Origin of the sequence: Alicyclobacillus sp. ALC3 (assembly GCF_028751195.1) — a bacterium.
Lineage (GTDB): Bacteria > Bacillota > Bacilli > Alicyclobacillales > Alicyclobacillaceae > Alicyclobacillus_L.
Window position 1 is genome coordinate 99,667 of sequence record NZ_CP066785.1, and the last position, 25,819, is coordinate 125,485.

Genomic DNA, 25,819 nt, shown 5'->3' on the forward strand with positions numbered 1-25,819 from the left:
TATACCTTGAATCAATGGCAACAACCGCAAGTATCCTCGACGCCACGTGCCTCTTGAATCGCCTCAATGCCTTCTTTCACAACAAAGTACACCAATGCCAATCCAGCCAAGGCATTAAGCCACCACCAGCCGACCAAAGCGGTCAACATAAGTCCGACAATTAGCGTCCAAGCCATGTACGCACATACGATACTACAGGAACCATCCGCCCGAAGTGCCTTGCTGCCGATTTCCGTACCAATTCTCTTTTTCGCACGCGACAAGTACGGCATGATAATTCCCGAAGCGATTGCAAGTGCGAGCCCAAGCATGCTTGATTCCGAACCGGAACGTGTCCACAGGTCGTATGCGGCTGAAACAACGATATAAACTGCCAGAGCAATTAAGGCAACTCCAACAACCCATGAAGCCCTCTTCTCGGCTTGCTTTACACGTGCAAGGCTTGCGCCACTTGACTCAACATAAAGCCGCCAGAGGAGTATTGCACTTGCTACAAGTTCAATGATGCTATCTGCCCCAAACGCTGTAAGTGCCAACGAATGTGCAGCAATTCCAGCTCCGATTGCTACTGCCGCTTCAACAATCATCCAAAGGATGCTGACAATCTCAATGTTAATTCCCTTTTTAACCTGCAAAGCTTGAACTGACAACATTTTCTCCCCCTTGGCCTTGCTGCACTGTATTCAGAATTAGAGACCCCGCTGGTGACAGTCTGTAATAGACGAGTTTCCCCTCTTTCCGATACGTTGCGAGTTCGGCATTTTTAAGCCGCCGAAGGTGATGCGATGCGTTCTGAACGGTCATATCAAGTAGTGCTGCAACCTCACAGACACATAGTTCATCCTGAGCCAGTGCATAGGCCACTTGGAGACGTGTGGCATCCGCTAATGCCTTGAAAACCAAAGACGGATAATCGATTTCTGGTATGGCAGAGCGAAGCCTCTCCACCTTAGACATATCCACGCATTCGACTTGACACATGTCGCGTTTAATCATCATTTTTCACCTTCATTCAAATGTCTATTTGAATATAGTATGCCACGAATGTGACACACCCACAATTGGTATCGGGTAAATGTCATGTTTGCATAGCGGCGCTCGATGCTTATAATGACTATATGAGTATATGTTCATGTTGATAAATGGGGTGAGTGTTGTGGCAACACAATTACAAAAGGATTGTTGTGATCAGCTATCGGTACATTCGGATGCCGTTGCGGATTGTATGCCTACACAGCTTAGTGAATCTGCGGTCCAAAGTTTAGTGGACTCATTTAAGGCATTGGCAGATCCGACACGAATCCGTATGCTGCACAACCTGACCCGACGAGAACTCTGTGTTTGTGACTTGGCGGAGGTATTGGGCATGACACAATCGGCTGTTTCGCATCAGCTGCGGTATTTGCGGACGTTGCGAATTGTAAAGAGCCGAAGAGATGGAAATACGGTGTACTACACCTGTGACGATGCCCACATCGTAGGCTTATTACAAATGGGAATTGATCATATTTCTCACGTAGAACGTGATGAGGAGAGAGTGTATGAGTAGCCATAATCATAGTCCTGACCACGGTCATGATCACGACCATGGAGATGTATTTCACAGCCATGCGCCTGCTGGTAAAATGCAAACGGCTTTCTTCTTGACAGTAGTGATTTTGGCTGCCGAGGTAGTTGGTGGTTTACTGTCGCATAGCTTGGCTCTGCTAGCAGACGCCGGACACGTTTTAACAGACATTGCTGCCATCGGACTTTCTTGGTTTGCCTTAAAGCAGGCGGAAAAGCCATCTAATCAAAAAATGACATACGGCTACCACAGAGCCGGGATTTTAGCTGCGTTCATTAATGGAATGACGCTTATCCTCATTACCATCTGGATTTTGTGGGAAGCCTACGGTAGATTCAACCATCCCGAACATGTTACCCCGACCTGGATGTTCATCAGTGCCGGCATTGGTTTGTTGATGAATTTGTATCTTGGCCTTGGAATGCGAAACGAAGAAAACATCAACGTAAAAAGTGCTGTTTTGCACATGCTGGGGGATGCGGCCGCCTCTGCCGGTGTTATCGTTGGTGGTTTGATTATTATGGTAACGAAGTGGTACGTCATAGACCCTATTTTGAGTGTTCTCATTGCTTTGTTAATTGCCTCAGGGGCATGGAGAATTGTCACGCAAACAGTCGGGATTCTCATGGAAGGTACACCGAAAGGGATCGATTTACCGAAAGTCATTCAAGAAATCAAAGCAGTTACAGGTGTTCATGACGTACATGATGTACACGTATGGGGTATCACGAGCGGAAAAAATGCCATGTCGTGTCATATCGTGTTGGATGGCAGTATGTCTATCAGAGACAGTCAAAAAATTTTACGAGACCTGGAGCATCGCATGGTCCATATGAATATCGGTCATGTGACCGTTCAAACGGAAGATGCAAAACATCCCCATGATAATTCGGAGCTTTGTGCCACGGTGGAAACGGAACATCATCATTAAAGGGGTGTAGTACATGTCAGGAAAGATTATTCGTTATGCAGCCCAACAGATTCACGTGGATCCGCAGTTTTGAACTGCACATATGCGACACGTGAGAATACCGGGTGGGACCATCTCAAGGAAATTCGGCACACCTACGAATATCAGCCCTTTTCCATTCAAGTGTATCGGCGAGTATTTCAACGTCTCACGCAGCAGGCATCAGAAAATGATCATGCGCTGGATTTAATCCAATCAGTGATATCGCTGCTCCGACAAGAAAAGGTTATTCTCCCTGCAATGACGACAATTGAACACGTCGCTTGGAGTGCTCGTCGACGTGCAGCAGACACCATTTTCAAACACGTTTATTCGTTACTCACGAATGCGACAGAAGCCTAGGCACAGAGACCGTATAAATACACGAAACGCGGTATATTCAAAACCGCGTTTCTTAATGTTAGCGTAGAAAAAAACGAAGATTCGAATCCATAAATTGTCTTAGCGTGGGTTTTGCGTCATTTTGCTGGCGGTACCCCTTCAAGAAAACAATCTCAAGTCAGCGGAGGATGTGCAATCCGCCCTGCGTGACCTGTTCGCAAGTACGATGCAGGGAATGTTGGAGGCCGAACTCGAGACCGAACTGGGCTATGGGAAACACGACGTGAAGAATAAAGCGACGGAAAACAGCCGTAATGGGCATAGTCGTAAGACGCTGATGTCCGAATATGGCGAGGTGGAACTCGCCATCCCCAGAGACCGTCAGGGTGAGTTTGAACCTGAAATCGTCAAGAAGCACCAAACGAAAACGACCGGCGTCGAAGAGCAAGTCATTGCCTTGTATGCACGGGGTGTAAGCACACGGGACATCCAGTCGCATCTGCAGCACCTGTACGGCGTGGAGGTTTCCCCAACGCTCATTTCCAACATCACAGACAAGTTGTTGCCCCTCATCAAAGAATGGCAGCATCGACCGTTGCAAACGGTATACGCCGCCGTGTTTCTGGATGCGATCCACTACAAGGTGAAACAGGAAGGTCGGGTGGTCAACAAGGCGTCATACATGGTGATAGGCATCGATTTAGAAGGCTGTAAAGATGTGCTGGGCATGTGGGTCGGAGAAAACGAATCCTCGAAGTTTTGGCTCACTGTGCTGAACGAACTTAAGGGCCGTGGCGTAGAGGACATTCTTATCGTCTCTGTGGATAACTTGACTGGCTTCAGTGAAGCCATCGCCGCTTGCTACCCGAAAACGGACATTCAAAAGTGCGTGGTGCACCAGATTCGCAATTCGCTCAAATACGTGTCGTACAAGGATTACAAGGCAGTCACCGCTGCACTCAAGCCGGTTTACAAAGCCAGCACCGAGGAAGCAGCAAGGGCCGAACTGGACGGTTTTGAAGAGGCCTGGGGCGCAAAGTACCCAATGGTCATTCGCTCTTGGCGCAACAACTGGGACGAGCTCTCTACCTTCTTCTGCTACCCCACAGAGATGCGCAAACTGATTTACACCACGAACATGATTGAGAGCTACCATAGGCAACTACGAAAGGTCACCAAGGGCAAGAGCATTTTCCCAACGGACGAGTCTCTCCTCAAGATGCTATACCTGGCTACGATGGAAGTCACAAAAAAATGGACGATGCGGATTCAGAACTGGGGCCCCATCCTCAGCCAACTCTCCATCTACTTCTCAGAACGGATTGACCCCTACATCCGCTGAAGGATTCCAAACCGGGGTTTACACAAAACTCTTGACAGACCCCTTTGTCTCACTACTTTAGTTTCTGAATGTATGCCTCAACATGAAACCTCCTGAAGTCAAAAAGACGTATCTCTTGATATGTGTAGGTTGTCGAGGACGCCTCCGTTTTGGGGCTTCCTCGACGTTCCTTTGTTCCTAAAGGTGTTTTGGCAGACAGCCGTCATTAGTGCTTGTTCCAGCACTTTGCCTCTGTATCTTGCATATCTGTATCCATGGAGTTGTTTCGCGTCTCCGAAACTTCGTTCAATCGTCTGCTTTCGAAACACGTATAACTGCTTGCCAGATTTGCTGAGCCGGTTGGCTTTGACTTTCTCTTTGCTGTCTTCCCACACATGTCGAGTGACAATCTTACGGTCGTTTAAGCAGTACAAAAGTTCGCCAACATATTTGGTGGGCTTTCTGGATATGAAGAAATTCATCATCAAATCAATCTCCAAAACGTCTACGTCCACCTGATTCTTGTTCCTCCCTGCGTTGTTTCATCTTCCGATAAGTTGAGTGCCGTCCAGCGAAGTAAATACGTACTTCGGATGATATTGAACTGCCGAATGTCACATTGCGCGCGGTTACGCACAAAGAGATCATCGTATTCATGTCGTGCTCGAAAAGTCCCAACCGGTGGAGCAAACTGCTCCTTTAATGACATTCCCATTTTATAGAACAGAAAATAAGTATCCATAACTAACACGAAATCTCCACCCAGATGTATTTACGGTAGAAATGGATTTTGAAACGTTACAGGACGGCAGTCCGTCTGTTAAATGGGAGGTGTTTACGTGAATGAAAAGCGCCGACTCATTTCTTTAGGAGCTATTTCTTTATCCGTTTTAACTTTGGCCGGATGCGGTATTGCAAACCAAAGTCTCAAAACCACAGGTCTTAAAAACATTATTTCAAACCAGACCACGAATACGACTATAATCAATCCCAGCTATCCATACGTCACTTTTGAACGGATTTTAAGCGAGGGTCCCAATGGGGGTAATGCGTTTCAAATAGTTGCTACGCATGGGTTCGTATGGAAAAAGGATGTCAAATCACCAAAACTCGTCACACCTACGGAATTCTCCGTTCAAATCAATAATTCTGTGCATGGAGCACTGCCCGTAGATAAACACATCCCGATACACAATAACGCATGGGTTCGTTATATCACTCTACAGCAAGTGAGTCCTAATACGGTTGAGGTGTACGCCTTTTTAAGCCAGCCTGCTACAAAATGGTTTGGAATGACTTCCGGAGGATTCATGTTTGGGTTTGGATTCAAGGATAATAAAACTTGATAAGCACATCGTAGCGAAGGCATTCTTTGAAAGAATACTCCATTCCATTTATATGATATCAAAATCGAATTGGCAGTTGGTAAGCAGACATGACGTATATCAAAGCGCTGCCTTCGTATTTGGGTGGCGTTTTTTGACTCTAGTGGCCAAATCCCCTCACTCAGCATCAATCCGGAAGGGTGTCCGATTGACGAGCTACCAATGATCATGCCTTTTCTTTAGGTCAGAGGGAGATCGTCGGGAAATCCTCTAAACATCAGACGCCGTGTTACAATTCACAAGAGACAGCAAATGACTGTCATTTTAAAAAGTGAAGGTGGAATAAGTTGATGGAACGAGGCACAGTAAAGTGGTTCAACTCAGAAAAGGGTTACGGATTCATCACGGTTGATGGCGGCAACGATATATTTGTTCACTTTAGCGCTATTCAAGCTGACGGCTACCGTTCTCTAGAAGAAGGCCAGATCGTTGAATTTGAAGTTGTTCAAGGGCAACGCGGTCTGCAAGCGGAAAACGTCGTAGTTGTCCGCTAAGCTGCTGAGAACCTAGGCCCGTTCCTTGAATGGGCCTTTCTTACACTCATCTATTTTTACTCCGCCACTTTTGACATCCTCCCCATGCCTAAAGCAAGGGGTTTTACGACGCGTCCCATAAAGCCCTCCTGCACACAATCCAGGGCAAGTTGTTCGTCGTGCAAAATGCTATAGGCAATTGCAATGAGTTTCTTTTCGTATTCATCCATCCAGACCGACAAATATGCCGACCAAATTTACGCGTTCACCGCGGAAACACACTTGCTATACTGCGTACATCGTCGCAACGTTGGCGGAGTTTGCTAGTGATATTTGTCGACCAACAATTTAGACTATAGACATCTCACACGTGGAGGCTCATGTCGTGGACATTGGAGACCCGGAATACCAAGCGTTATCTGTGATCTGGAATGCGAAGGATGGAATACCGAGTCGTGCACGCTGTCTGCGCGACAATGTGGTCAAAGAAGCTTTGAAGCAATACGAATCCTTCGAGAGCATGTTGGACTCATTCATATCCTTGTATCACTCTATTCACGGCTACAAGGAAATCCCGGACTATTTATACGGAGTGTTGGTACACAGAGCCAAGGTTGTTCTTGACAAACGGGGTATGACTTTTCTGCGATTCACGACAGATGACCAATATCAGATTGAAGCACTTCGCAGTTTTGGTTATCGGATGGGTGTCTCCGCTTCGCGGAAGGGTTTGAGTACACAGTACATCCGTTTCTACGATCGAGACTTAATCGCAGCATTTGGTGGGTTGAGCAAACAAGGTTCTCCGTTTCGACCTAGTATCGACTTTGTACGAGGGTATATCGACGGACACAGCCATTTTAGACAAACAACTGCGTCGCGTCATCGTCTCACTATCACCGGCCCTCTGGTCCCGGAGTGCCATGACTTCCTTGTGAGATTAGGAGCCGCGAACACACAGGTGTCTATGGATGGTGACTCTTATAGGATGAACCTACACAGCAAAAGTCTCCGCGCAATCCGGGAGACCCTCTACCCTGACGGATGCGTATGCAACGAGGATGTAAAAATGAGGATGTTTCAGGAATGATGTTGCGGTGTAGGCTGAGCCGAACAGGTACTTTGGATGAGAACGCCGATTCATCACAACAATTGAGTAACGGTGCAAATGTTTAACGCCGGAAAGGGAAGTGACTCTCTATGCAGCATGAAAATCTTCAAGGTCTCTATTTCACCGTCATTGGAAATGGGGAAGTAATAGTCCTTTTGCACGATGGACCGGGGAGTCACATACATTTTCTTGCCCCATGTTTTGCTATTATCTGAACGGTTTAAATTAGGTTTTTATGACCAATGGGGATGCCACTGCCCAAATGCATCCCCGCTACGCAAGGCGTGTTTCATTGACTGGTACTCCTCACGAGTGAAGTTCTTTCCACTCGGTTTGTCGATGTAAATGTCTCGGTCGTTAATGCCTATACCTTTCATCGAATCCCATTGCCGTTGTGCGCTTAGGTCTTTACTACTTACGCGAATGTAGCCGTGTTTTGTAATTTCCACATTTCGTTCTCCTCAATGCCTCGCTTGAACGAACACCCTTCCGTACTGCTGTATTACGTTTCATGCAATGCATTCGTCTACATTACCGTGAGAACAGCCTGTCGACTTGACGTTGTACGCCTCCGTAGACCCACAACGGTATCGATTCACGCGTGGGAATCGGCAAGAAAGGTAAAGTCTTATTGGCTTGACGTCCATAGTTGAACCTAAATCGGTTAGCTCGAATGACAGCAGAATAGAACAGCAGTTCCTCTTCATTCAGTTCAACTTTAGGCTTCAAGTAGAACAAGTCACGTCCAGAATAAAAAGGCTCCAATTGCAGGAAGGTCTCAAGAACTGAACCTCCCCCAGCTACACTAAGCACCTTTGCGGGATTGGGTTCAACGTCTGAAATTAGCTTCACGCGTGCAGAGACTCCATTGTTCTTCGCGGTTCTTGAAACAAAGTTAATCCCATTTTGATCCCGTTCCAGTCGGATGAGCTCAAGATTCGTTCCGTAGATAACGTCAAATAGCTCTCCAACGGCGACTCGTTGCTCTCCGACAGTGTCCGTCCTACCCTCCGCCGCACTGACCGACGACAGTTTGAGTAGGCTGTCTATCAGTCTTTCATCGTGGCCAATAGGGGCATGGGTTACCCACTTCGGAATATCCTCTGGAGATGGTAACAAAATTTCACGCAAGGAACGATTAGCCTGCCTCCCGTAGCTATAACGGTACCGATTGGCACGAATACAAACACAGTAGTAAAGCAATTCCTGCGTGTCTAGTTTGACGCGTGGACGCAAACACGCTACATGGAAAGCAGTGTAATAGGGTCGGTTTTGAATAAACGTGGATAGCACACCGTTTCCACTCATGGCACAAGTCAGCTCTCCAGCAGGGTTAGGTTCAATCCCGTCTATTAGTTCTACGTAAGCTGCTATTCCGTTGTCGTGCATTTTTCGCGAAATGAACGGTATTCCTTCAGGCCCGGTCCGCCGAAGTCGATTCAATTCGAGACTATTGCCATATCTCACGTCAAAAAGCTCACTCAACTTCTTCGTCAATGGAATCACCATCTCTACGACTAGCATTTTCAAGCATTCGGTAAATGATATATTTTTGTACGGCCTGTTGGAATACGTCTTCTGTTATTCGCCCGTAATCTGTTTCCATAAACGCTTCTGCACACCACTCGTCTTCATGTGTTACGTATGCTGATACACTTTCGCCAGGGACTACCTCTCTGTTTCTGTACTGTTCCAGCCATCGGTCTCTAATCGATGGCCATGCGCCGTTCAAGTCGATACGACCTTTGTTTTTAGTCTTTACGAATCCATCGTGTTTCCAATAGCCAAACCACGTCTTTCTCTTACTTACTTTGTGCGGAACCCCAGCGGTAAATACCATGATGCACGTAATTACACCAACTGGATAAAACAACTCGTCAGGCATTGACATTACTGCCTCTAGGGTATGATGCTTCAGAATCGTCTCACGCATGGTATGCGGCGAGATGGCGCAAGACATCGGCACGATTGCAATACCTGTTCCGCCTTTCTGAATACAGTTCAGCATATGATTCACAAAAACAAGCTCGTGTAACTCCTCGTCACTTTGTGAGTAAGGTGGATTAAGCACACCGACATTACATTTGTGAGACTTAATCGCCTTGGTAATGCCAGAGTCAAAGCACGAACCTTGGTATAAATTGGCCTTTCCGTCCCCACGCAAAATCATGTTACTTGCGGCGAGTGCGTACATGTCTGGCTGTTGTTCCACTCCAACCAAGCAGTGCTCTCTTATGTATTTCCTCTCGCTCTCGGTTGAGGACACGCGCATCATTTGTTGCATTCCTGATATTAAGAAGCCCGCTGTACCTGCACAAATGTCCAGCATCTTAGTTGCCACAACCACGTCTTGTCCATTCTGTTGGTCCGTTCTAACACTCAAATTTGCGAGCAAAGCGAATAGTTCTGTGACATGACGAGGCGTCAATACTATGCCAAGAGATTTTTTGTCGCCGCCAGTATATTTTAGAAACTCACCATAAAACTGCCCAACTACATCGAAGTCGTGGTACACGCTAACAAATGGCCAAACTTTTTCATTCAGCCTTCTAATGAGTTCGTGCAACACGCCCTTAGGATACTTCGGGGTTGATTTCCCAAGTTCCGGATGAACTGCAATACTTGAATATGGCTGAACCATGCTCGGTTTTTTCGTATTGGGAATGTCAGCTTTTTCAATCTCTGTCCGTATTACGTGCATCCACTGACGTTGTAATTCCTCAGGCGTGTATTCATCATAGCTTTTAGCAAAAGCAGTGTTACGCAGAGCGATAAGGGTACCACTCACCAATAGAGGCTTTTGACTTTCCGTTAGTTTGGCGTGGTCTCGCATAAACTCGTGCAATTCTCGTGAGAACGCCATGAGGTCTTCATGCCTCTGCAAGGAAACTTCAGAATCGAATGATCCTAAACGGATAAAGTCATCAAAAGGCAAGATAGTTTCAACGTCTCTTCCATGTTCGTTGGTGAAAGGCTTTGGGTCGAGAGCGCCTTTCGCCCACAAGAAACAACTTACCTTAAGTTCTTCTGTACTTTGCCCACTGACACCTAGTGCGATGATGTTGTAGGCTCTTGACAACGCGCTCGCATAATGAAGTGCACCATCCACAGCGTATTCAATGGGGCGGTTCCGATTTGTGGATTCGTGCTGCCTCGTGCTTGCCTTACACTCTACGATGACAAGGAAGTCTGGTGACGAGGGAGAACTAATTATGAACTCTGGAGACCCTTTTCCTCCATTCCCAGATTTACTTGCCCCCTTCAGGAGCCTCTTAACCTCTTCGATGTGGCTCTTTTGTTCCTCCACTACAGTATCTACGGTTTGAGACATGTAACCCAATTCGCGTAACTTGTCCCGAACCAAATTCTCCGTTATACGTTCGTTGGTCATTGTGTGCCCCTCAATTCAAAACTGTGATTGGCCGTGTGCACTAACTCATCACTCTTTCTGTCTTGTCCGATAATATCCTGCAAAATAGGCATTACGTCAAACCACATGGCGTTAAAGCTAATTGCCCCGTAGCCGCGTCGTAACGGCTCGTAGGGCTCATTTGGGGCCTCTCCCACACAATCGACGACCACGCTCAGGGCGGTTTCTAAGCGCCGTATAGCCCTACGCGCCCCTTGTGTCACGTCGTCTATACTGCATTTGCAACCACCCATTCACACTACATTATTTATGTAACATTTTCGTATGGTGACGGTGACCACTGGAAGGTTGGATCATGCCCGAAGGTGGATAAGGTGTAAAGCAACTCTATTATGGAATCTGGGAGGACTGAACCATGTTAAAAAGCTATGGACACGGTAGAGAAGGCAGAAGCGTTCAGGGACGAAGCTAGGCGGTTACGGGCGGCCATACAAAGTTTATCGGCGTACCAACTCTGAGACGGGAACAGAGTTGTGCTACCTCCGCCATCAGAAGAATAAGTAATCTCGTCAATTTCACACTAAGCCGAAAGGGGTGAGCCTTCCGATGAACAACGACCGTGTGACTCCGACACAGCAACACAAGAACACATCATGAGTCTAGTCAGGCCATCCTTTGCAGTTGCCAGACCACTATCGTCGTCATCGCAACCGTATCTTGTATCCCCGAACTGACTTCTACACTTGGTCACGACTACCGTGTTTTTATGGACGCAGACGCCCAATCATCTTCCAATACCAATAGTTTACCGCGAAGCCACATACCTACTCAACGGATGTCTCGAACAGATTCCAGCCGTTCAGGTACACGAGTTTTCCAATTAACTGTCCGACTCCATATCGCCCATTCTCCTTAGACTTCCCCGTTGGCCACGGAGGGAAGTGGATTCCCGCCGTGGCGCGGGGTGAGACTAGTAGACGTTAAGCGTGGTCGCTGACTTCTCGGTCTTCTTGTTGAGTGGCCTCAACATCTCTAATGCGGCGGTCGATTGCCGTCTTCAACTCCAGGTTGATCGTTTGTCTGTTTAAGGAATTCCGCGTGAATAACACAAACACGAACAGCGCGATTATGCTTGCCACAGCGGAAATCGCGTCCAATGCTTTTGTTTTTTCCTCAATAGTCACCATTACGGCAATGGCAGATACACTGACTGTGATGAGTTATATTGTGGTTAGGTTGGTACGGCTACCAGCCTGACGACTTAGATAGTAAAGTTGGCCCAAGTCGTCGACTTCTCGAAGCAGCGTATCGACACTCTTTTTATCCCTCTGGGAGTCCCAGGCCAGCATATCTTCGTTGAGTTGCTTGACCAAAGACTTTTCTAAGTTCTTGTTCTTCAAATAAACCACCTCTTTCTGTTGTAGTTCCCCGCGTATGCGAGGAGGTGAATACCTCGCATACGCGGGGAATGTAAGTGGACGGCTTTAATGCTCTGCTGCCGAAAATTGGACCGTTTCCCTGAACGGGTCATGGAAGTGTCGGCAACGGGGGCACGTAAGCCCTTCGGTGCGATACACTCCGTGCTCTACGTGAAATCCACGTAGCCACCGTTGTAGGTCGTTCCAATTGCCGCAGTCGGAGCACTGCAGTGCATCTACTGGCTCGTCTGGGCTCACTCCGTAGAGTTGGACCAGCATGTCGAATTGTCGCCTTGGCTGCTGCATTGTCGCCTGTCTCATATGGTTAATGCAACTCCTTTCCTGCCCAGAGGGGCTTGTACCCCTCAGAGCAGTTGGCCAGTTATCTTGTTATCCGGCAAGCGCGACGGTATTCTCCTTTGCGGTCCTCTTGGACTTCTTGGAGCGCGTCGATTGCTGTTTCATGTGCTTCAGGAAACGCTGCAGGAATGCTTCCACCTCGTCTGTTGGGTCTGAGTTCTTATATCCGCGTGCTTGGTGAATCACCCCATCGGAGACCTCGACTGTGCACAGCGGCGTATCTGGCTCGGACACTCGTCTGAGGAGAAACAGGTCCGTTTTCCCTACAGCATAGCTATCAGAGTAACTCCCGACACAATGCTGCAAAGCCTTGCCCTCCTGGAACAACTCAATTGAGTCCTTCGCAGGCCGAATGAAGAAAGTGTCGTCGGCCAATGCGTACGCCTCCAACTGTGGGAGTCGGGCAGCAATCAGGCGGTTAAGCCCCTTGTCTCTCTTCACCTTGATTTTCCGTGTGGTCTTATCGTGAGCCTCACGCAAGTTAGACGGAAAGATCAAGTGATTCTGCGTGAGCTCGATGCCCAACTCTTTGCACTGATGAAGATAGTCCCGCCACTCCGTGAGAGCGGACGTTGCAGAATAGTGGTTCGGCGCGTCTGGACGCCGGTGCTGTTTCAGGAGGTACTTTGCAATCTCTACAGGCGTCCCGAATGGCTCATGTTCACTCAACATCTTCATGTAGTAGCCATCGGTTAGGTCCCTTAAGAAATGCGCATCCTCTATGCGCAAGTCCCACCCGAGCTTTCGCCAGAAGTGGTAACTATGCAGAGAGAGAGGAACTATCACATTCGGCATCTCTTTCACCGTTTGAAGGACCTGCCGTGTCTCTGACCGATTCATGCGCAGGACCTTGTCGTTGGATTTGCCTCGCCAGTTGACGACTCCGTAGGTTCTATCACCCCGAAGTTTCGCAAGCACCAGTTTTGTGAGACCGAGTTTCGTAAGGTACTCGATACACGGATACTTGGCAGCCAGGTCGAAGAAATCGAGTAGGAAGTACGATTGTGATTCGTATTCCTTCCACATGCTGTACTGAAGCGGTGTACCTGCCACTGCTCGTTCGATACTCTCGTAAGAGCAGTACGCTTCCTTGTAACTCCAACTCCAGCCCGGTCCGTTGATCAGCGCGCCGACCGTTTTCCGCTCCTTCCACTCGCCAGACCACCGGTTCGTGAACATTCGTCCGCCCTGACCCGGTTGAAACAGATACCGGGCCATTGGCGTGAACGATGTCTCCACTTGCCGATAATCCTCGCGGTAGTCGCGGCTCGTGTAGTACCACGTGGCCACGACAGCGGTTGGGTCGAGGACGGACTTGTCATACCAGACCACGTAGGCCGAATCGATCAACTTGCCGCGCCCAAGGCCGCTGTATTTTACGGTGCACTCCGACGAGCAGTTTAGGCATGTCGTCTTTTCATTGTGCTTGTATGCCGCCTGCCCAATGCCGAGAGGGTATTCCTCTTTGCAATGGGTGCAGTAGGTCATCTGTACTTTCTTCTCTCTCCACACAAACAGATAGCGGCTGGATTCCAGCACGGTGTCTCGTACGTAGTCTGCCAACAAAGGACTGATCTGCGTCGGGAAGTGTGTCATGAACTCACTGAAAGTGGTTTTCATCGGCGCCATCCCCCTCAGTTGGCTTCCCCAGCAAAGTCGAACAACGACATTTGCACGGGAGCCTCAGTCTTTGTAGGGGTACCTTGGGTAGCTTTTCCACCGACCGTACGAGTTTGAGCATTTGTGCGTGCCGGATTCGGAATGAACTCTTTGCGTTCCGGTTCAGCTGGGATTTCAAATGGTTCTCCATCCCAACATCCGAAGTACTGAAGTACAATCCCGTATCCATCAGCATCGGAAACCGCGGCCATGTTGCCCACCCGTTTTGTTTCCGCAAACCGCCGCATGGCATCCAGGCTCTTCGTGATGGTCTTGCCATCGGCGAGGACTTGCTCCGCATGCTCTGGATACTCTTCCAGGTGGTTCATTAAGTATTGTCCGATCATCTGGACATACGGATTTTTCTCATTCTTGGTCATTTCCTCAGTGAGCTTTTCAACAGCCTTTTCAAACATGGCGGTTCCTCCTGTCGTGGTATGTGATTCCCACAACCCCCTAGCCACGGAGGGTTGTGGTGCTGACCCCCGTGGCCGGGTTTACAGAGGATGACTTCTTACAGCGCGAAGAGGAGTACCTGGTCGTTTGCGACCTTGTCCATCTTCTTCACGCGCTTTGCCTTCGCTACCATGCCCATCTGCTCTCGCCAATTACCCACCGTCAATGGGATGACGTTTTCAGTCGGCGCGGACGATGGCGTGTCTTCGTTCGTGTAGGTGGCAGCAGCTGCGAACAGCGGCATGTCCATCAGGTTGCCTTGTATGTCGTCTTGTCTGTTGGAGTGAGAAGCGTTCTCCTGCAGCTGCGGAAGTTCGACTGGTTCGAACACACCTGCCAAACGTCGTGTTTCGGACGCCAGACGTTGCATCGCTCGGCCAATCTCCTCCTGGAACTGCTCTTCTGCAAGCATGACGACACCGGATGGGATGTCCTTGTCTGCTAAAGCTGACCACTTACTGGATAGGTCTTCGACGTTCCCAAGGCAGCTGGCAATCGCGAAGGTTGACGCCGACTTGTCATCCTGCTCGGTAAACTGAGCCACGGTTGACTTGTCCAATCTCCCCTCGAGTAGCATCGAATGGCTGCGCTTCGTGAGGAAACGTTTCAGTTGCACCATCTCGTATGTGCCGTTGTAAGCGTAGTAGAGCACCTTACACAATCGGTGCTGCATCAGTCTCCATGCTCTTCTGCTCGCCTGTCTCAACGTATTGATCTCGTCGGTGAACTGGTAAAAGAGTAGCGTCGGGAAGAGCATCAGGTCCAAACCGCACTCAACGAGCTTTGGGTTGGTAACCACGACTTCCACATCGCGTTGTACCGCATTCTCCAGCCACTCGATGCGATCCTCAGGAGAGACCGTTGCCGGCAGAACTTCCACCCGGATGCCGTGTCTTTTCAGGATGGCAGCAAGCCGCTTGTCTTGATCGGCTTTGCCACTGTAGCGCACGTACACCATGCACCGGCGCTTTTGCTCCAACTCCGCTTGAATGTCCTCGAGTACCTTGGCTTCTTTTGCGGAAAGCTGCTCCTCGCTATTTGGGGCTGAGAAGTAGACACCATCCTCACCAAGCTCTACCGTCTGTGAGACGTGCGGCTGGTTCGCGGCGTTGACTACACTCGGAATGAATTTAGCAAACGCGTGAGTGTTCCCAAGCGCGTACTGCTTCTTCATTTCCTGCTCCAAATTGTTGTGAAACATCATGTACTCGAGCGCATGGTCTTCCTCCATATCGACGAAGACTGGACGCTCATCGAGTTCCACCAGTGGGAGTCCCAAGTCACCGAGTTCGAGAAATACCGTCTTGTCAGCCAAGTGGTTCACAAATAGCTTTGGCGACAGTCCCGGCACCTCTTTCGGAGGGTTCAGGACGAGCTTTCGAGATGTTGACCCGCCAGCTGAAGTCAAATTGTCCTCAGAATAGCGGCCCCGCGTCTCCATTGCCCCGTACAGGTGTACAAATTTGCTTAATGAGCGGTGGTTTAACCCGTCCGCCTTCATCTCTGCTGGACAGATGCGCCACAGAATGTGGTACAGGCTCGATGCCTTTCCGTCCGACAGCGTTCCGGTGAGGGCTAACACTCGTTTGGATGCGCCCACAATGGAGCCCATCGCTTCACCCTGGCCACTGTTCGACTTGTACTGGTGCAATTCGTCCACAATGGTTAAATCAAAATGGCCACGTAGGTATTTTTTGATGAACCATGCGGGTTGCACGCGTCGATGCTTCAAGCCTCGTACGGTTTCCCGTTCTGGTACCAAGTCGCGCATCAGATTGGCGCCACACTCGGAACAGTGGTACTCGGTGATCGACTTGTGAAACAGGTATTGCTTTTTGAGCCGCCTCACGCCTCCGAATGACAGCGCTTGATGCTCACCAATCCCTGCCGCTAAGTCGTTAAAGCCGAGCTTCAACTCGAGCAATTGCTCAATGCCACTGTCGAGTTTCTTTGCCTCCTTGATGGCGGTCTTGTCCGTGGTCTGTTGAATGCCGTGGCACTCCGGACAGACCCAGGCGTCGTGAATGACATATACTCCGTTCGCACGGTCTGCTTCACCGGGAACCACCTTCATCCCCGATGGGTCCGTGGTCAGAATGGGTTTCTTTGCAGGTTCGAGGTTCGCCCTGTCCGCGAATGCCATGCGGTCTTTGTGAATCAGCGCTGGGGCCTTCGGCATACCGAGTTTGGCCGTGTCGCGGGAAAGCAGGAGGAATTCAATCTCTTCCTTGTTCCCGCCACGTACGCGCTTGTCTCGGTACCGGACAAGGTCTTTCCAGTTGCGAATGGTTGTCACCCTCGCATTTGGCAACGTGAGTCCAATCTCGGTGTTTTGCCACTTCGGCAGCGTAATACCCGGCGCCAGAACCATGCACGCAAAACCACGTTTAGCGTGCATGGTTGCTCTCGCAGACAGTGCATTTGCCGTGGCAATCGCCGTGATCGTCTTCCCGGTGCCCATGTCCGCCGTTGTGATAACGCCCTTTGAGTTCTCGTAACCGTTCAGAATCGCCTGTACGGTGTGAGCCTGCGCTGGAAAGGGCACTCGTCCCATCTGCGCAATCGGCGCGTCTATCGGACGGTCGAGGTCGTGCGCAGGTGCAGCCATCTCTTCGATGGTTGTTGCTAGGTGTGGGGCGTACGTCTGCAAGTAGTCAATGACCTGGTATTCACCGCTCTCGTCGGGTTGGAGTGCTTCGGGCAATGCCGGCGCATCCGTTAACCCTTCGGGAAGTTGAATGACCCCTGCACCAAGCAACTGGCCAAGAACGTCCTTTGCCTCATCCTCGGTCAACTCAGGCGCTAACTCGAACGCCTGTAGGTCCTTCCACTCTGCAACGCCTTCATCCGTCCATACGGTGAGGTTTTGTACGAAGTCCCGCTCCTTGCACGTCTGCCAAATGTCGTCCTTCCACTCCGGTACATACGGGAGATTGAAGTCATTGGCAAATCGGTGCAAGAACAGGTCTGCGACGTCGCCCCCCGCTGGAACAAGCAGTACACGAGGTACGCCTGGCTCCAACTGCTCATCGAGCGCCGACTTATGGATCAGCACGGCATGCGTGAGCTTGCCGATGGGTCTCGTGACGAAGCGATATGCGTACTTGTCCGTGAACAAGTCATTCGCGTTGAACGTGCGTCGGTTTTCCTTGATTCTCAGCCGATCGCCTTTGATTGCATGGGCGACAATTGCACGGGTCGTGCTGTCGAGATCGACAATGCCGGCCGCGATTAGGTTGTCTCCCTTTTCTCCGGGTCGCGTCACCGTCATGTGGACAGCGGCCTCAAGGTAGTTCTTCTGGTCCGAGTAAGCAATGATTTTCATGTAAGTTTCGCCCTGCATGCATCCCATCCGAGGCAGCGCCCCGGATCGTGATACACCGGGGCTCTCGCCTCCTTTGTGGGTTTATTGCAGGTCGAGAATGGTTCCGTCTGGCTGGATGGTTCGCACCGCGGTCACGTAGGACTCGGTGTCAATCACCGTTTCAGAACCGTTCTCATGGGTCACTGTTTCGCGGTTGATCACTTTGCGTGTCATGCCAACCACAACGTGCCGGTTGTCACCGATGCCAATGGCTCCGTTGAGCGCACCCGCCGCAATCAAGGTGGCGATGTGCGTCCTTCGGAAAGGCAACAGCGGTCGCCGGAGTCGTGCCTGTACGTCCGATACGCTGAGCATACTCTCCGCGATATGAAAAGCCTCAGAGTGTGCCAGGTCTTGGCGCAGCTCCTCATCGTCAAGGATATATCCACGAAACATCGTGTCGGCTTCGATGTCTTCTGCGACAGGAACGGTCCATATCCGTCCATCTGGTTCGTCCAGCGTGGGCATTGGCAGGTCCTCATTCTTGCCATACGCGAGAAGCCCATTTTTCGCCTGAATGTCTGCTTCGGGCATTTCCTTGCTACTGGTGAGGTTCTTCAGCCTGCGTTGTCCAAAGACCACAACCTGCCTGAACGCTTCATATTCCTTGTCATCAAACCGATATACGGCGACGTCTGTGTAACGGTGAAGCAGAGCGTTCACCATCGCAGGACCCAGTGTATATCTCGGAATGACGAACACCAGGACGCCGCCTGGTGCAACTGGCTTGGCGAGGTCACGCAGGAACCGAAGTTCCTTCCGATTTTCTAACCCGCCAAGCCCAGATTGCGAATCGTATGGGGGATTGAGGAACAGCATCTGCATACTTGCTGGTTCTACTCTCGCCACCTCATATCCACAGTTGACGACGTGATGTAGCTTCGTCGTCGCCTGGTCAGCGCGGTACCCGTCGAGTTCGATGCCGTATGTCTTGTTGGCGTCGGAGACCGATGCCGAAATGCCGGCAAGTGCGTCCCCTTCCCCGCAACAAGGGTCAAAGAGTCGAACGGGCCCCTCAAAAACAAGACGATCCTTGATCTTCGCTGTCATCGTCGGTGGCGTGGGGAAGTACCCCATCTTGGCTGTTCCTTCGTAGCGCATAGTGCCCTCACGCCGTGCACGATGGACGAGGGTCTCCCCTCCGTCCCAAACGCGCAAGACGGAGGGGTTCACCTCCCTGTTTATAGTGGCCATTTCAGGCGTTGTGCTAAATCCAATACAAGACCATGCCGGAAAGCATCAACTCAGCGCGACCGAAGCATCCGGTACAACCTCCATTAGAAACGCCGACCTTCTTCGATCATGTCTCGAATAGACGGCCCTGCTGCTGGAATTGACTTTTGCAAACGCTCAAACTGTTGGTTGATGTCATCGACTGACATGTTTGCGGCCTGATACGGAACGATTTTAGCTACGGGTTTCCCTTGTTTCGTAACCACGATCGTCTCGCCATTCGCCACGTCATCCAAGAGCTCTATCAAATGCGTTTTGGCTTCATACGACCCGACTTCTTTCATGTCACACACCTCACCGAAACCAGTCTTTGCGACCAGTTTATCCGTGGTGGCAGTCGGTCTCAAGTACGGCTCCCATATCTCGCTTGGTGTAGCTTCGCTGGAACACGGCGGTATTTGTCGTTGAATTCCACCTTGTGATGGTCATCGACCGCGTAGATGAGAATCTCTACGTTCTCGATGGTAACGATTGGTGCGCCGATGTCAGCCCAGTACGGCTTGTACCACGTCGACAGTCGTTGGAACTCCGTTGGCGTGGCCACCAAGTACTTGCCACCGTCGTATCCATAGACACACAGCTCACGGTCAATGAGGTCGACGTCCGTAAGACATCCGCCACAGGAATCGCTGAGCGCTTGTTGTCTGAACACGTGGAGCTCAGGCATCGTCGCCGACAACCACTCGCCGAAGTACGCATTGCCACGAGACCGATGGGTGAGGTAGTAGGCGTTGAACTGTTCCCACGCCTCGTCCCAAACAGATGTCTTGTAGACAAGTCGAAGCTGCCGACGCGAAAATCGCTTGTGGATGCCGATGAGCGTATCGCATACCGTGGTGTCGTCCGCAAGGAGTCTTGGGCTCTCCTTCACCCAGTGGCCGAAGTATTTGATCAAGGCCGCTGCGAGAACGTCTGCCGTGACTTCCTCTTGGTCTACGCCAGGCAGCGCACGTTGTGATTGTTCATGCCAACCGAACAAATCAAGCTGGATGAGTGGCATTGGCAATCACCTCGCCACTCGCAACCGCGACTGTTCGTGCCAGTCGGCGCGGATTCGATCCATCAGGTCTGCTCGGGTGACGTCGAATTTGAAATATCCGCCGATGTTGGTGAGGTTTTGCGTGTGCGTCCCCCACTCCACATACTGGACGACTGATAAGTCAGTTGGCCTTACCTGACTCTCCGGTCGGCTAAACCATGCCTTTTGCATGTGGTTGTCTTGGGCGATGACGGTTGCGAATTCTGTGTCGCCATGCCTGCCGCGATAAATCAGCACGCCCACCCGAAGTGGCCGTCCAAACAGCGCCGCTTCCACCCAGGGTTTCATAGTGTTCTGCAGCCACTCGTCGAATGACGCCTCCAAGGGATATCCCTCGTTCAGTCCTTCGTGCCAGTGGTTTGAGAGGCCTACGCCTGCCCTATAAAAGGCCTCCAGCTTTGCCCTCGCGATTTCGTTGCTCATGCTCCCAACTCCTCGATCTCTCCCCGTTGTACGAGGGGAGAGAAGAATGCCCCTCGTACTGGGGTTACATCAGGGAGTACATTGTTAGTGAAGAGACTCAATCACAAACGTCAGCGTCGAATCGTCACCCATTTGCGGCTTTGCAATGCAGTCGCTAAATGAGCGGACGGAGTGGTCGTCGTACCCGATCACCACGGAGATGACGTGAAACTCCTTCTCGTTTTTGACTCGGGCGAATTCACCCTTCAAAAACTCATCGGAGACCCTGGCCTCTCCATCGGTGAGGAATACGATGTCACCCTTTCGGAACGCTGCATCGTCCATGACCTGCACGGCTGCTCGAAGCGGTTGCTCAAAGTCCGTACCGCCATTGAAGAAGTGCTGCGCCATCTCCACCAACTCGGTCGGTGCTGCATCTTTGGGACGCATCCACTTATCGACACGAATCTCGGACTGACTCCCGAAATGAACCACGGCAAAGGCGCGCTTTTCACGCCTTGCGATTGCGAAGAGTGAAAGGGCGATCCCCTTCTCCCACATCTCAACCTTGCCTGCCGTGCTTCCGGATTCATCGATGCATACCACGATTGGGCCTTGGCCTTCGCGTTCAAACCCGCGCAGGTCGTATTGCAATAGCCGTTTCTCTGCAAACCGTTGGATGAACTCATCCTCCGTTGCAGGGTCGGCCAGCAACAACAACTCTGACGGAAGAATGTTCGCCAGGTCGTCGCCCATCGTGATGTCCACCATTTCCGTTGGCGGGTGTGTGGTCCGGTTTTTGCGCTTGTTTAAGGCCATCATCTGCATGCGTCCCGCCATTTTCGCGATGTCGCGAATCTTTGGGTTTGCGCGCAGCAGTTGGGCCAATTCAAGCCGCTCTTTCCCACTCACCGGCTTGCCATCCCCCGTTCCGGTGCCGAAAGCCTGCATCATGCGTTGATCCTCTTGTGCCTCCTCCACCGCCTGTTCAAGCGCTTGCCGAACGGCACGGCCAATGGACCCACTTTGAGCATCGAACGCCTGGTCATACCCCTGTGCAGCCTGTTCAAGTGTCTGCATGAGGTCTGCGGCCTGTTGGCGAATAGACTGAGCTTGGTCAAGTGTCGGTTTCGCGGCCGCGCTATCCATGGCGCCAGCGGCGTCTTCATACATCGCAGCCTGGTCAAGCAACTGTTGAAGTTGCCTCTCCAGTTCTTCTACCTGATGTGCGGCATCCCGTACGTCCTGTGGCATCGCCTCTTCCAAGGCGTCCTTCAGACTCAGGGAGCCAATCGCAGCGCTGTACTCGTCCATTTGCGTCGTTTGGCGCAGGTCTTTCCAGGCACTTTGATTCATCAGGTTTTGCATGACTCGCTGATTCACCCTCGGACCCTCTTCGGAGATGGTGGGGCTTGCCTTATACAGGCTTGCCCACACATCCTGCGTCAGTCCTTGATAGGGTTGGTCATGTACGGCACTCTGAATCCGCTCGGACTCTTCCAGAATCCTGTCCCACGTTCGCCGGTCATAGCGGTCCGTCGCAATCGCGCCCACATCCACTAGATACCCAGGCATTTGCGAGTCACTCCTTTCAGGAGTTCCTCCACCTTGCCATCCGACTCTTTCATCCGTTCTACCTTGGATGGAGAACCGCCAGCGGTGATAAAGGCCTGAATTTCGTTGCGGATGTTTTTGAGCTTCTTGATGGCTTCGGTACCTACGGCAACCGCTTGGTCATCCGATGCTTTCATGGCGTTGTTGGCAATGTCACGCGCATCCTCGAGGAGTTCCGCAATCTGTCCAGCCACCGGGTCGAGTCTCTTGCGCACAATACTCGCGACGGTCGACTGTTGCGATGGGTCCTCCCAGAGGGCGTGTATCAGAATCTCTGCGTCTTCCTCCAAGACGATGTGGTCACGTCCCGCCAGAACAGCGCGCGCCGGCAGCAGTTGTTTCACCACCTGCACCCAACGTCTGTCTGACAGGAAGATGCCCTCCTGTGCCAAGTCTGCTTTGAGTGACACCAGCGCATCTGCAATCGCCTGGTCAATGTGGATCTGAGAGGCGGCGTCTTGCAGGATCTCCAGCTCAGCCAACGTGATGGGGGCGGGAGCTGCGACGGACGCTTGCAGCAGCATGTCCACAAAGTGAGCGTCTTCCTTTACATAAGTCGGCTCATAGCGAAGCATGAACCGATCAAATACGGCCTGTAATTCTTCCTCCATGGGATACTCATTCGAGGTTCCAATGAGCGTCTTCAGAGGCGATACATCCCGACGTGTGCCGTTGTAGAACACCCGCTCGTTGATGACCGTGAGCAAAGCGTTCAGGATCGCGCTGTTGGCCTTAAAGATTTCATCCAGGTACCCCATGTGCGCGGTCGGCAGTTTCCCGTCTGTGATGCGTTCATATTGTCCGGTCTTCAGCTTCGCGAGGTCGTAGGGTCCGAACAACTCTTCCGGTGTTGAGAACTTCGTCAACAACCACTGGAAGTAGTCGAACCCGTCAATCAATCCCGACAGAGCTACCGTTATCGCGCTTTTCGCCGAACCAGGCGGACCGATGAGCAGGATATGGACATTGGCCACGAGAGCTGTGAGAAGCCCCTCGACGACCTCATCTCTCTCCTTGAACTTCGTCTGCAGGTACGTGCGAATGTCAGCGATCTTGTCGATTGTTGTGGTCATTGTATGTTTGCTCCCGTTGCCCCCACTGCTGTGGTAGGGGCTTGGATTCAAAGCCCCGCACAGCCGGGGGAAAGGAGATGTTTACTTGTCCAATGTTTACAGCTGTTCGACCAGCTGCATCATTTGTGCTTCCAGCAACTCGACATCCGTTTCGAGTGTTCCGATGCTCTCCTTCAAGATGTCCTGATAGAGAGCAACTTCACTTCGAACCGTCTTGGCGCGCTGGAGAAGCGATTGAACCGTCTCATCGGTCACCTGCTCCGCTTGTAGCATCGCCCGAATTTCCTTCATGGTCAGTTCCGCCTTGTTGGTGACCACGTCTCTCACCATGTCCCGGGCTTCCGCAGTGTCCTCCACAGGCATCCGATACGCTCTGCAGCTTGGCAGGCCACTGATGAAGGCAACCAACTGGAACAGCAGGTCTTCGTGCTGTCGCGGTATCAGATAGACACCACCGGATTCCTTCAGTGCCGTGGCCGCAAGGTCCGAAAGCACGCTATAGACGACTCGACGTTTGGCCGCACCGTCATAGGTGTCCAGGTACGTTCCGAAGTTTGTCCGAAACGTCTTCACGGCTTCGCTGATGTACGGTTCCCACAAGTACACTTCGGTGTCTACCGACTTGTAGTTGTGGTCGAACCGGAGCATCGCCGCTTTTGGATCGTACGAAAGGCGACGACCATTGACATCGCGTGTCTCCACCACGATATGGCGGACCACCTCGTCTTTGTTGCGCCATACGTCGCGTACCAAGAGCTCGATTTTCTGGTCTCCGACCGTGACCTTCTTTTCAATCGACTTACTCGCACGACGGTAGGCGTCTACGGCTCGAATCGATGGGAGCTTGTACTTCTCTGGCAATCCAGACTCCAAAAACGACTTTCTCACCACGTTTTGGTGTGTCTGGCTTTCCGCGATGATGTACCAAAAAAGCTGACCGATCCGATTCGAGGTTTCATTTTGGTTGGCCACCAGGTTTTGAAGGGCGACTGACATGTGAACATTCCTCCTATCTCCACCCTGGCTGCACCGGGTGAAGTAGAGATTACCCAGTGCAGTGGGTTTAGATCGGGAATGGTGTCATCCGTTCAAACTCGGAAGTTAGCTGGCGACTTGCTCCTGCGTAGGACTGGTCCTCATCAGGGGCGCCATGAGAGACAAACCGGTGTCTTCGCCAACTGGCGTCACAACAAACGGTAAGTTCTCACCAACCAGTCTGATTTCCATCTGCTCAACTCCTTCATACGACTTGAGCATCGCAATCAGGTAGTTGATGTTACACCGCAGGGGGAGTTCATCCGATTCAGCGAACGTGCACGACACGACATCTACGGTATCTACGGCTTTGCCGTATTGAGCCGATATGGCCGTGACCTTCACCACCTGGGATGAAAACCTCATCTCTGCGCTCTGGTTTTCTGTCTGAGACATGATCGACACGCGTTCACATGTGTCAAGCCACGCCTGACGGTTCACAATCACGGTGTCGCGCGTGTGCTGTGGGATGATACGGGTCACGTTCGGATATTCTCCGTCCAGCCCGCGCATGACCATTTGGTACATGCCATCCCCCCAGGTTGCCACGCAAGACGCACTGCCGATTGTCAACTGCACTTCCTCATCGTCATCGTGCGCCGGCAACGTCGACATCAGTTTGTCGAGCATTTCGGCTGGAATGGGGAGGCTTCTCGGGTCTCCATTGACCGATTGACAAGGCACAGCGTACTTTGCCAGTCGCAGCGCGTCCGTCGCAACGGCATCGAGTGCCGAGTCGGACAGCGACAGATTCACACCAGTCAGGATGGGACGTGCTTGCCCCTTGAAGACCGCATACTTTGTCCGTCGAAGCAAACGATGCAGGTCCGGTGCCAACACAACCGCGGTGGTCGTTTCCGACGCATCGTCGGTGTAGGGAACAAATTGCTCCGGGTCGAGTCCGGACAAGGTGAACTTCGCCTTGCCGAAAACTACCGTCACCTGTTTCCCGTTGGCATGGATGGCTATCTCGCTGCTCGCGGTTTTCACGATGTCGTACAACTCCTTTGCAGGCAGCAGACAGGACCCGGATTCTTCAATTACGACAGCGGCATTCACCACTTCCTGATACATCGTCCGGCGTGTTGACATGTCCTCGGCGCTTGCGTAGAAGTCGACTTTATAATCGTCCTTGTCTGCGGAGATGAGAATGTGCTTGAGGACCGGCCTTGTTGTGCTGCTGGGTACCACACGCACCATGTTCCGCAATACCTTTTCAAGTTCGATGTGCTGAAACGTTGTTTTCATTGAGCCTCGCTCCTTTGCCCACTTGGGCGTGTCGTTTGATAGCGCCAATTGGCGTTCACAGCGATGTCAGACGCGACCAGGGCGATGCCCACTCAGTCGGTACTTCCACAACGCTGCCTGGTTGAAGATTCATCCCGTTGATATGGTCGTGTTGCTCTATCGCATCGACCACATCGTTTGGGTTCGCAGTGGGGCAATGGGATTCTCCAAGCGACCAAAGCGTCTGTCCTGCCGCGACCGTGACCGGTGTCCATCGTCCGAAAACCGGAGGCGACAGTTGCACCATCATCACGGAATCGAGCAACACAACCAGACCCCCGATTACCGCTCCCTGCGTGATTTTTCTCAGCATGTTCAAGCCCCTCTCCGTGGATAGATTTCACCCACGGGGCCACGCCTC

At 51.3% G+C, this 25,819-nt stretch carries 25 protein-coding genes and 1 pseudogene; 7 read left to right on the forward strand and 19 right to left on the reverse strand.

What is annotated here, in order from left to right:
* Window positions 1-11: 11 nt before the first annotated feature.
* The gene (locus JC200_RS24040; RefSeq protein ID WP_274436691.1) at window positions 12-653 is read right to left on the reverse strand and encodes a cation efflux transmembrane domain-containing protein; all 642 of its coding nucleotides are present in this window, start codon (window positions 651-653) and stop codon (window positions 12-14) included.
* Window positions 625-996 carry an ArsR/SmtB family transcription factor gene (locus tag JC200_RS24045; RefSeq protein WP_274436692.1) on the reverse strand — a complete coding sequence of 124 codons (372 nt, stop codon included), beginning with the start codon at window positions 994-996 and terminating at the stop codon, window positions 625-627. The genes JC200_RS24040 and JC200_RS24045 overlap by 29 nt, the downstream gene beginning before the upstream one ends.
* Before the next feature lie 310 nt (window positions 997-1,306).
* Between JC200_RS24045 and JC200_RS24050 the strand changes: the two genes are divergently transcribed.
* The 4 genes from JC200_RS24050 to JC200_RS24060 all read left to right on the forward strand — a co-directional run bounded on the left by JC200_RS24050 (window position 1,307) and on the right by JC200_RS24060 (window position 4,200).
* Complete coding sequence (locus tag JC200_RS24050) at window positions 1,307-1,549, forward strand: ArsR/SmtB family transcription factor (protein ID WP_274436802.1); 243 nt, start codon at window positions 1,307-1,309, stop codon at window positions 1,547-1,549.
* On the forward strand, window positions 1,542-2,498 hold the full coding sequence (locus tag JC200_RS24055) for a cation diffusion facilitator family transporter (protein WP_274436693.1): 957 nt from the start codon (window positions 1,542-1,544) through the stop codon (window positions 2,496-2,498). The genes JC200_RS24050 and JC200_RS24055 overlap by 8 nt, the downstream gene beginning before the upstream one ends.
* Window positions 2,499-2,567: 69 nt before the next feature.
* Window positions 2,568-2,879 carry a DUF4158 domain-containing protein gene (locus tag JC200_RS24655; protein ID WP_443111938.1) on the forward strand — a complete coding sequence of 104 codons (312 nt, stop codon included), beginning with the start codon at window positions 2,568-2,570 and terminating at the stop codon, window positions 2,877-2,879.
* A 118-nt stretch (window positions 2,880-2,997) separates the two neighbouring features.
* Entirely contained in the window at window positions 2,998-4,200 is a 1,203-nt protein-coding gene (locus JC200_RS24060) for an IS256 family transposase (protein WP_274436803.1), read from the forward strand.
* A gap of 98 nt (window positions 4,201-4,298) precedes the next feature.
* Here JC200_RS24060 and JC200_RS24065 read toward each other — a convergent pair.
* Window positions 4,299-4,601 (reverse strand): annotated as a pseudogene (locus JC200_RS24065) (transposase); the annotation flags it as partial.
* Window positions 4,602-5,018: 417 nt separating this feature from the next.
* On the opposite strand from JC200_RS24065, the gene JC200_RS24070 reads away from it, so the two are divergent.
* A complete protein-coding gene (locus tag JC200_RS24070; protein WP_274436694.1) occupies window positions 5,019-5,525 on the forward strand; it encodes a hypothetical protein in 507 nt (168 codons plus the stop codon).
* Between the two features lie 329 nt (window positions 5,526-5,854).
* Complete coding sequence (locus tag JC200_RS24075) at window positions 5,855-6,058, forward strand: cold-shock protein (protein WP_274436695.1); 204 nt, start codon at window positions 5,855-5,857, stop codon at window positions 6,056-6,058.
* Window positions 6,059-6,114: 56 nt separating this feature from the next.
* Here the strand turns inward: JC200_RS24075 and JC200_RS24660 are convergent, their stop codons facing one another.
* Window positions 6,115-6,267 carry a sigma factor gene (locus JC200_RS24660; RefSeq protein WP_443111940.1) on the reverse strand — a complete coding sequence of 51 codons (153 nt, stop codon included), beginning with the start codon at window positions 6,265-6,267 and terminating at the stop codon, window positions 6,115-6,117.
* A gap of 155 nt (window positions 6,268-6,422) precedes the next feature.
* Between JC200_RS24660 and JC200_RS24080 the strand changes: the two genes are divergently transcribed.
* Window positions 6,423-7,127, forward strand: a complete 705-nt coding sequence (locus JC200_RS24080) for a hypothetical protein (RefSeq protein WP_274436696.1) — start codon at window positions 6,423-6,425, stop codon at window positions 7,125-7,127.
* A gap of 254 nt (window positions 7,128-7,381) precedes the next feature.
* Here JC200_RS24080 and JC200_RS24085 read toward each other — a convergent pair whose 3' ends face one another.
* The 15 genes from JC200_RS24085 to JC200_RS24155 form a co-directional block, all read right to left on the reverse strand.
* On the reverse strand, window positions 7,382-7,597 hold the full coding sequence (locus JC200_RS24085; protein ID WP_274436697.1) for a recombinase family protein: 216 nt from the start codon (window positions 7,595-7,597) through the stop codon (window positions 7,382-7,384).
* 82 nt (window positions 7,598-7,679) lie between these two features.
* Window positions 7,680-8,645, reverse strand: coding sequence for a restriction endonuclease subunit S (locus tag JC200_RS24090; protein WP_274436698.1), 966 nt, complete (start codon window positions 8,643-8,645; stop codon window positions 7,680-7,682).
* On the reverse strand, window positions 8,626-10,539 hold the full coding sequence (locus JC200_RS24095) for an HsdM family class I SAM-dependent methyltransferase (protein ID WP_274436699.1): 1,914 nt from the start codon (window positions 10,537-10,539) through the stop codon (window positions 8,626-8,628). Before JC200_RS24095 ends, JC200_RS24090 begins: the two co-directional genes overlap by 20 nt.
* Window positions 10,540-12,326: 1,787 nt before the next feature.
* A complete protein-coding gene (locus JC200_RS24100) occupies window positions 12,327-13,916 on the reverse strand; it encodes a PcfJ domain-containing protein (RefSeq protein WP_274436700.1) in 1,590 nt (529 codons plus the stop codon).
* A 14-nt stretch (window positions 13,917-13,930) separates the two neighbouring features.
* Window positions 13,931-14,371, reverse strand: coding sequence for a Cas9 inhibitor AcrIIA9 family protein (locus JC200_RS24105; RefSeq protein WP_274436701.1), 441 nt, complete (start codon window positions 14,369-14,371; stop codon window positions 13,931-13,933).
* Window positions 14,372-14,469: 98 nt separating this feature from the next.
* The gene (locus JC200_RS24110) at window positions 14,470-17,736 is read right to left on the reverse strand and encodes a DEAD/DEAH box helicase (RefSeq protein WP_274436702.1); all 3,267 of its coding nucleotides are present in this window, start codon (window positions 17,734-17,736) and stop codon (window positions 14,470-14,472) included.
* Window positions 17,737-17,817: 81 nt separating this feature from the next.
* On the reverse strand, window positions 17,818-18,876 hold the full coding sequence (locus tag JC200_RS24115; protein ID WP_274436703.1) for a DUF6094 domain-containing protein: 1,059 nt from the start codon (window positions 18,874-18,876) through the stop codon (window positions 17,818-17,820).
* 176 nt (window positions 18,877-19,052) lie between these two features.
* Window positions 19,053-19,292 (reverse strand): type II toxin-antitoxin system Phd/YefM family antitoxin, encoded by a 240-nt coding sequence (locus JC200_RS24120; RefSeq protein WP_274436704.1) that lies wholly within the window; start codon window positions 19,290-19,292, stop codon window positions 19,053-19,055.
* 59 nt (window positions 19,293-19,351) lie between these two features.
* Complete coding sequence (locus JC200_RS24125) at window positions 19,352-20,008, reverse strand: hypothetical protein (RefSeq protein WP_274436705.1); 657 nt, start codon at window positions 20,006-20,008, stop codon at window positions 19,352-19,354.
* A 6-nt stretch (window positions 20,009-20,014) separates the two neighbouring features.
* The gene (locus JC200_RS24130; RefSeq protein ID WP_274436706.1) at window positions 20,015-20,470 is read right to left on the reverse strand and encodes a hypothetical protein; all 456 of its coding nucleotides are present in this window, start codon (window positions 20,468-20,470) and stop codon (window positions 20,015-20,017) included.
* An 84-nt stretch (window positions 20,471-20,554) separates the two neighbouring features.
* A complete protein-coding gene (locus JC200_RS24135) occupies window positions 20,555-22,024 on the reverse strand; it encodes a vWA domain-containing protein (RefSeq protein WP_274436707.1) in 1,470 nt (489 codons plus the stop codon).
* Complete coding sequence (locus JC200_RS24140; RefSeq protein WP_274436708.1) at window positions 22,009-23,136, reverse strand: AAA family ATPase; 1,128 nt, start codon at window positions 23,134-23,136, stop codon at window positions 22,009-22,011. Before JC200_RS24140 ends, JC200_RS24135 begins: the two co-directional genes overlap by 16 nt.
* A gap of 96 nt (window positions 23,137-23,232) precedes the next feature.
* Window positions 23,233-24,132 (reverse strand): DUF6744 family protein, encoded by a 900-nt coding sequence (locus JC200_RS24145; protein WP_274436709.1) that lies wholly within the window; start codon window positions 24,130-24,132, stop codon window positions 23,233-23,235.
* 105 nt (window positions 24,133-24,237) lie between these two features.
* On the reverse strand, window positions 24,238-25,419 hold the full coding sequence (gene dnaN, locus JC200_RS24150; protein ID WP_274436711.1) for a DNA polymerase III subunit beta: 1,182 nt from the start codon (window positions 25,417-25,419) through the stop codon (window positions 24,238-24,240).
* Between the two features lie 55 nt (window positions 25,420-25,474).
* Window positions 25,475-25,771 (reverse strand): LysM domain-containing protein, encoded by a 297-nt coding sequence (locus JC200_RS24155; RefSeq protein ID WP_274436712.1) that lies wholly within the window; start codon window positions 25,769-25,771, stop codon window positions 25,475-25,477.
* Window positions 25,772-25,819 lie beyond the last annotated feature (48 nt).

What these genes read in the sequence shown, in the direction of transcription:
- JC200_RS24040 (WP_274436691.1), bottom strand. Translation starts at nt 653, where the DNA reads ATGTTGTCAGTTCAAGCTTTGCAGGTTAAAAAGGGAATTAACATTGAG.
- JC200_RS24045 (WP_274436692.1), bottom strand. Translation starts at nt 996, where the DNA reads ATGATTAAACGCGACATGTGTCAAGTCGAATGCGTGGATATGTCTAAG.
- JC200_RS24050 (WP_274436802.1), top strand. Translation starts at nt 1,307, where the DNA reads ATGCTGCACAACCTGACCCGACGAGAACTCTGTGTTTGTGACTTGGCG.
- JC200_RS24055 (WP_274436693.1), top strand. Translation starts at nt 1,542, where the DNA reads ATGAGTAGCCATAATCATAGTCCTGACCACGGTCATGATCACGACCAT.
- JC200_RS24075 (WP_274436695.1), top strand. Translation starts at nt 5,855, where the DNA reads ATGGAACGAGGCACAGTAAAGTGGTTCAACTCAGAAAAGGGTTACGGA.
- JC200_RS24660 (WP_443111940.1), bottom strand. Translation starts at nt 6,267, where the DNA reads ATGGATGAATACGAAAAGAAACTCATTGCAATTGCCTATAGCATTTTG.
- JC200_RS24095 (WP_274436699.1), bottom strand. Translation starts at nt 10,539, where the DNA reads ATGACCAACGAACGTATAACGGAGAATTTGGTTCGGGACAAGTTACGC.
- JC200_RS24100 (WP_274436700.1), bottom strand. Translation starts at nt 13,916, where the DNA reads ATGAAAACCACTTTCAGTGAGTTCATGACACACTTCCCGACGCAGATC.
- JC200_RS24105 (WP_274436701.1), bottom strand. Translation starts at nt 14,371, where the DNA reads ATGTTTGAAAAGGCTGTTGAAAAGCTCACTGAGGAAATGACCAAGAAT.
- JC200_RS24110 (WP_274436702.1), bottom strand. Translation starts at nt 17,736, where the DNA reads ATGAAAATCATTGCTTACTCGGACCAGAAGAACTACCTTGAGGCCGCT.
- JC200_RS24115 (WP_274436703.1), bottom strand. Translation starts at nt 18,876, where the DNA reads ATGCGCTACGAAGGAACAGCCAAGATGGGGTACTTCCCCACGCCACCG.
- JC200_RS24120 (WP_274436704.1), bottom strand. Translation starts at nt 19,292, where the DNA reads ATGAAAGAAGTCGGGTCGTATGAAGCCAAAACGCATTTGATAGAGCTC.
- JC200_RS24125 (WP_274436705.1), bottom strand. Translation starts at nt 20,008, where the DNA reads ATGCCACTCATCCAGCTTGATTTGTTCGGTTGGCATGAACAATCACAA.
- JC200_RS24130 (WP_274436706.1), bottom strand. Translation starts at nt 20,470, where the DNA reads ATGAGCAACGAAATCGCGAGGGCAAAGCTGGAGGCCTTTTATAGGGCA.
- JC200_RS24135 (WP_274436707.1), bottom strand. Translation starts at nt 22,024, where the DNA reads ATGCCTGGGTATCTAGTGGATGTGGGCGCGATTGCGACGGACCGCTAT.
- JC200_RS24140 (WP_274436708.1), bottom strand. Translation starts at nt 23,136, where the DNA reads ATGACCACAACAATCGACAAGATCGCTGACATTCGCACGTACCTGCAG.
- JC200_RS24145 (WP_274436709.1), bottom strand. Translation starts at nt 24,132, where the DNA reads ATGTCAGTCGCCCTTCAAAACCTGGTGGCCAACCAAAATGAAACCTCG.
- dnaN (WP_274436711.1), bottom strand. Translation starts at nt 25,419, where the DNA reads ATGAAAACAACGTTTCAGCACATCGAACTTGAAAAGGTATTGCGGAAC.
- JC200_RS24155 (WP_274436712.1), bottom strand. Translation starts at nt 25,771, where the DNA reads ATGCTGAGAAAAATCACGCAGGGAGCGGTAATCGGGGGTCTGGTTGTG.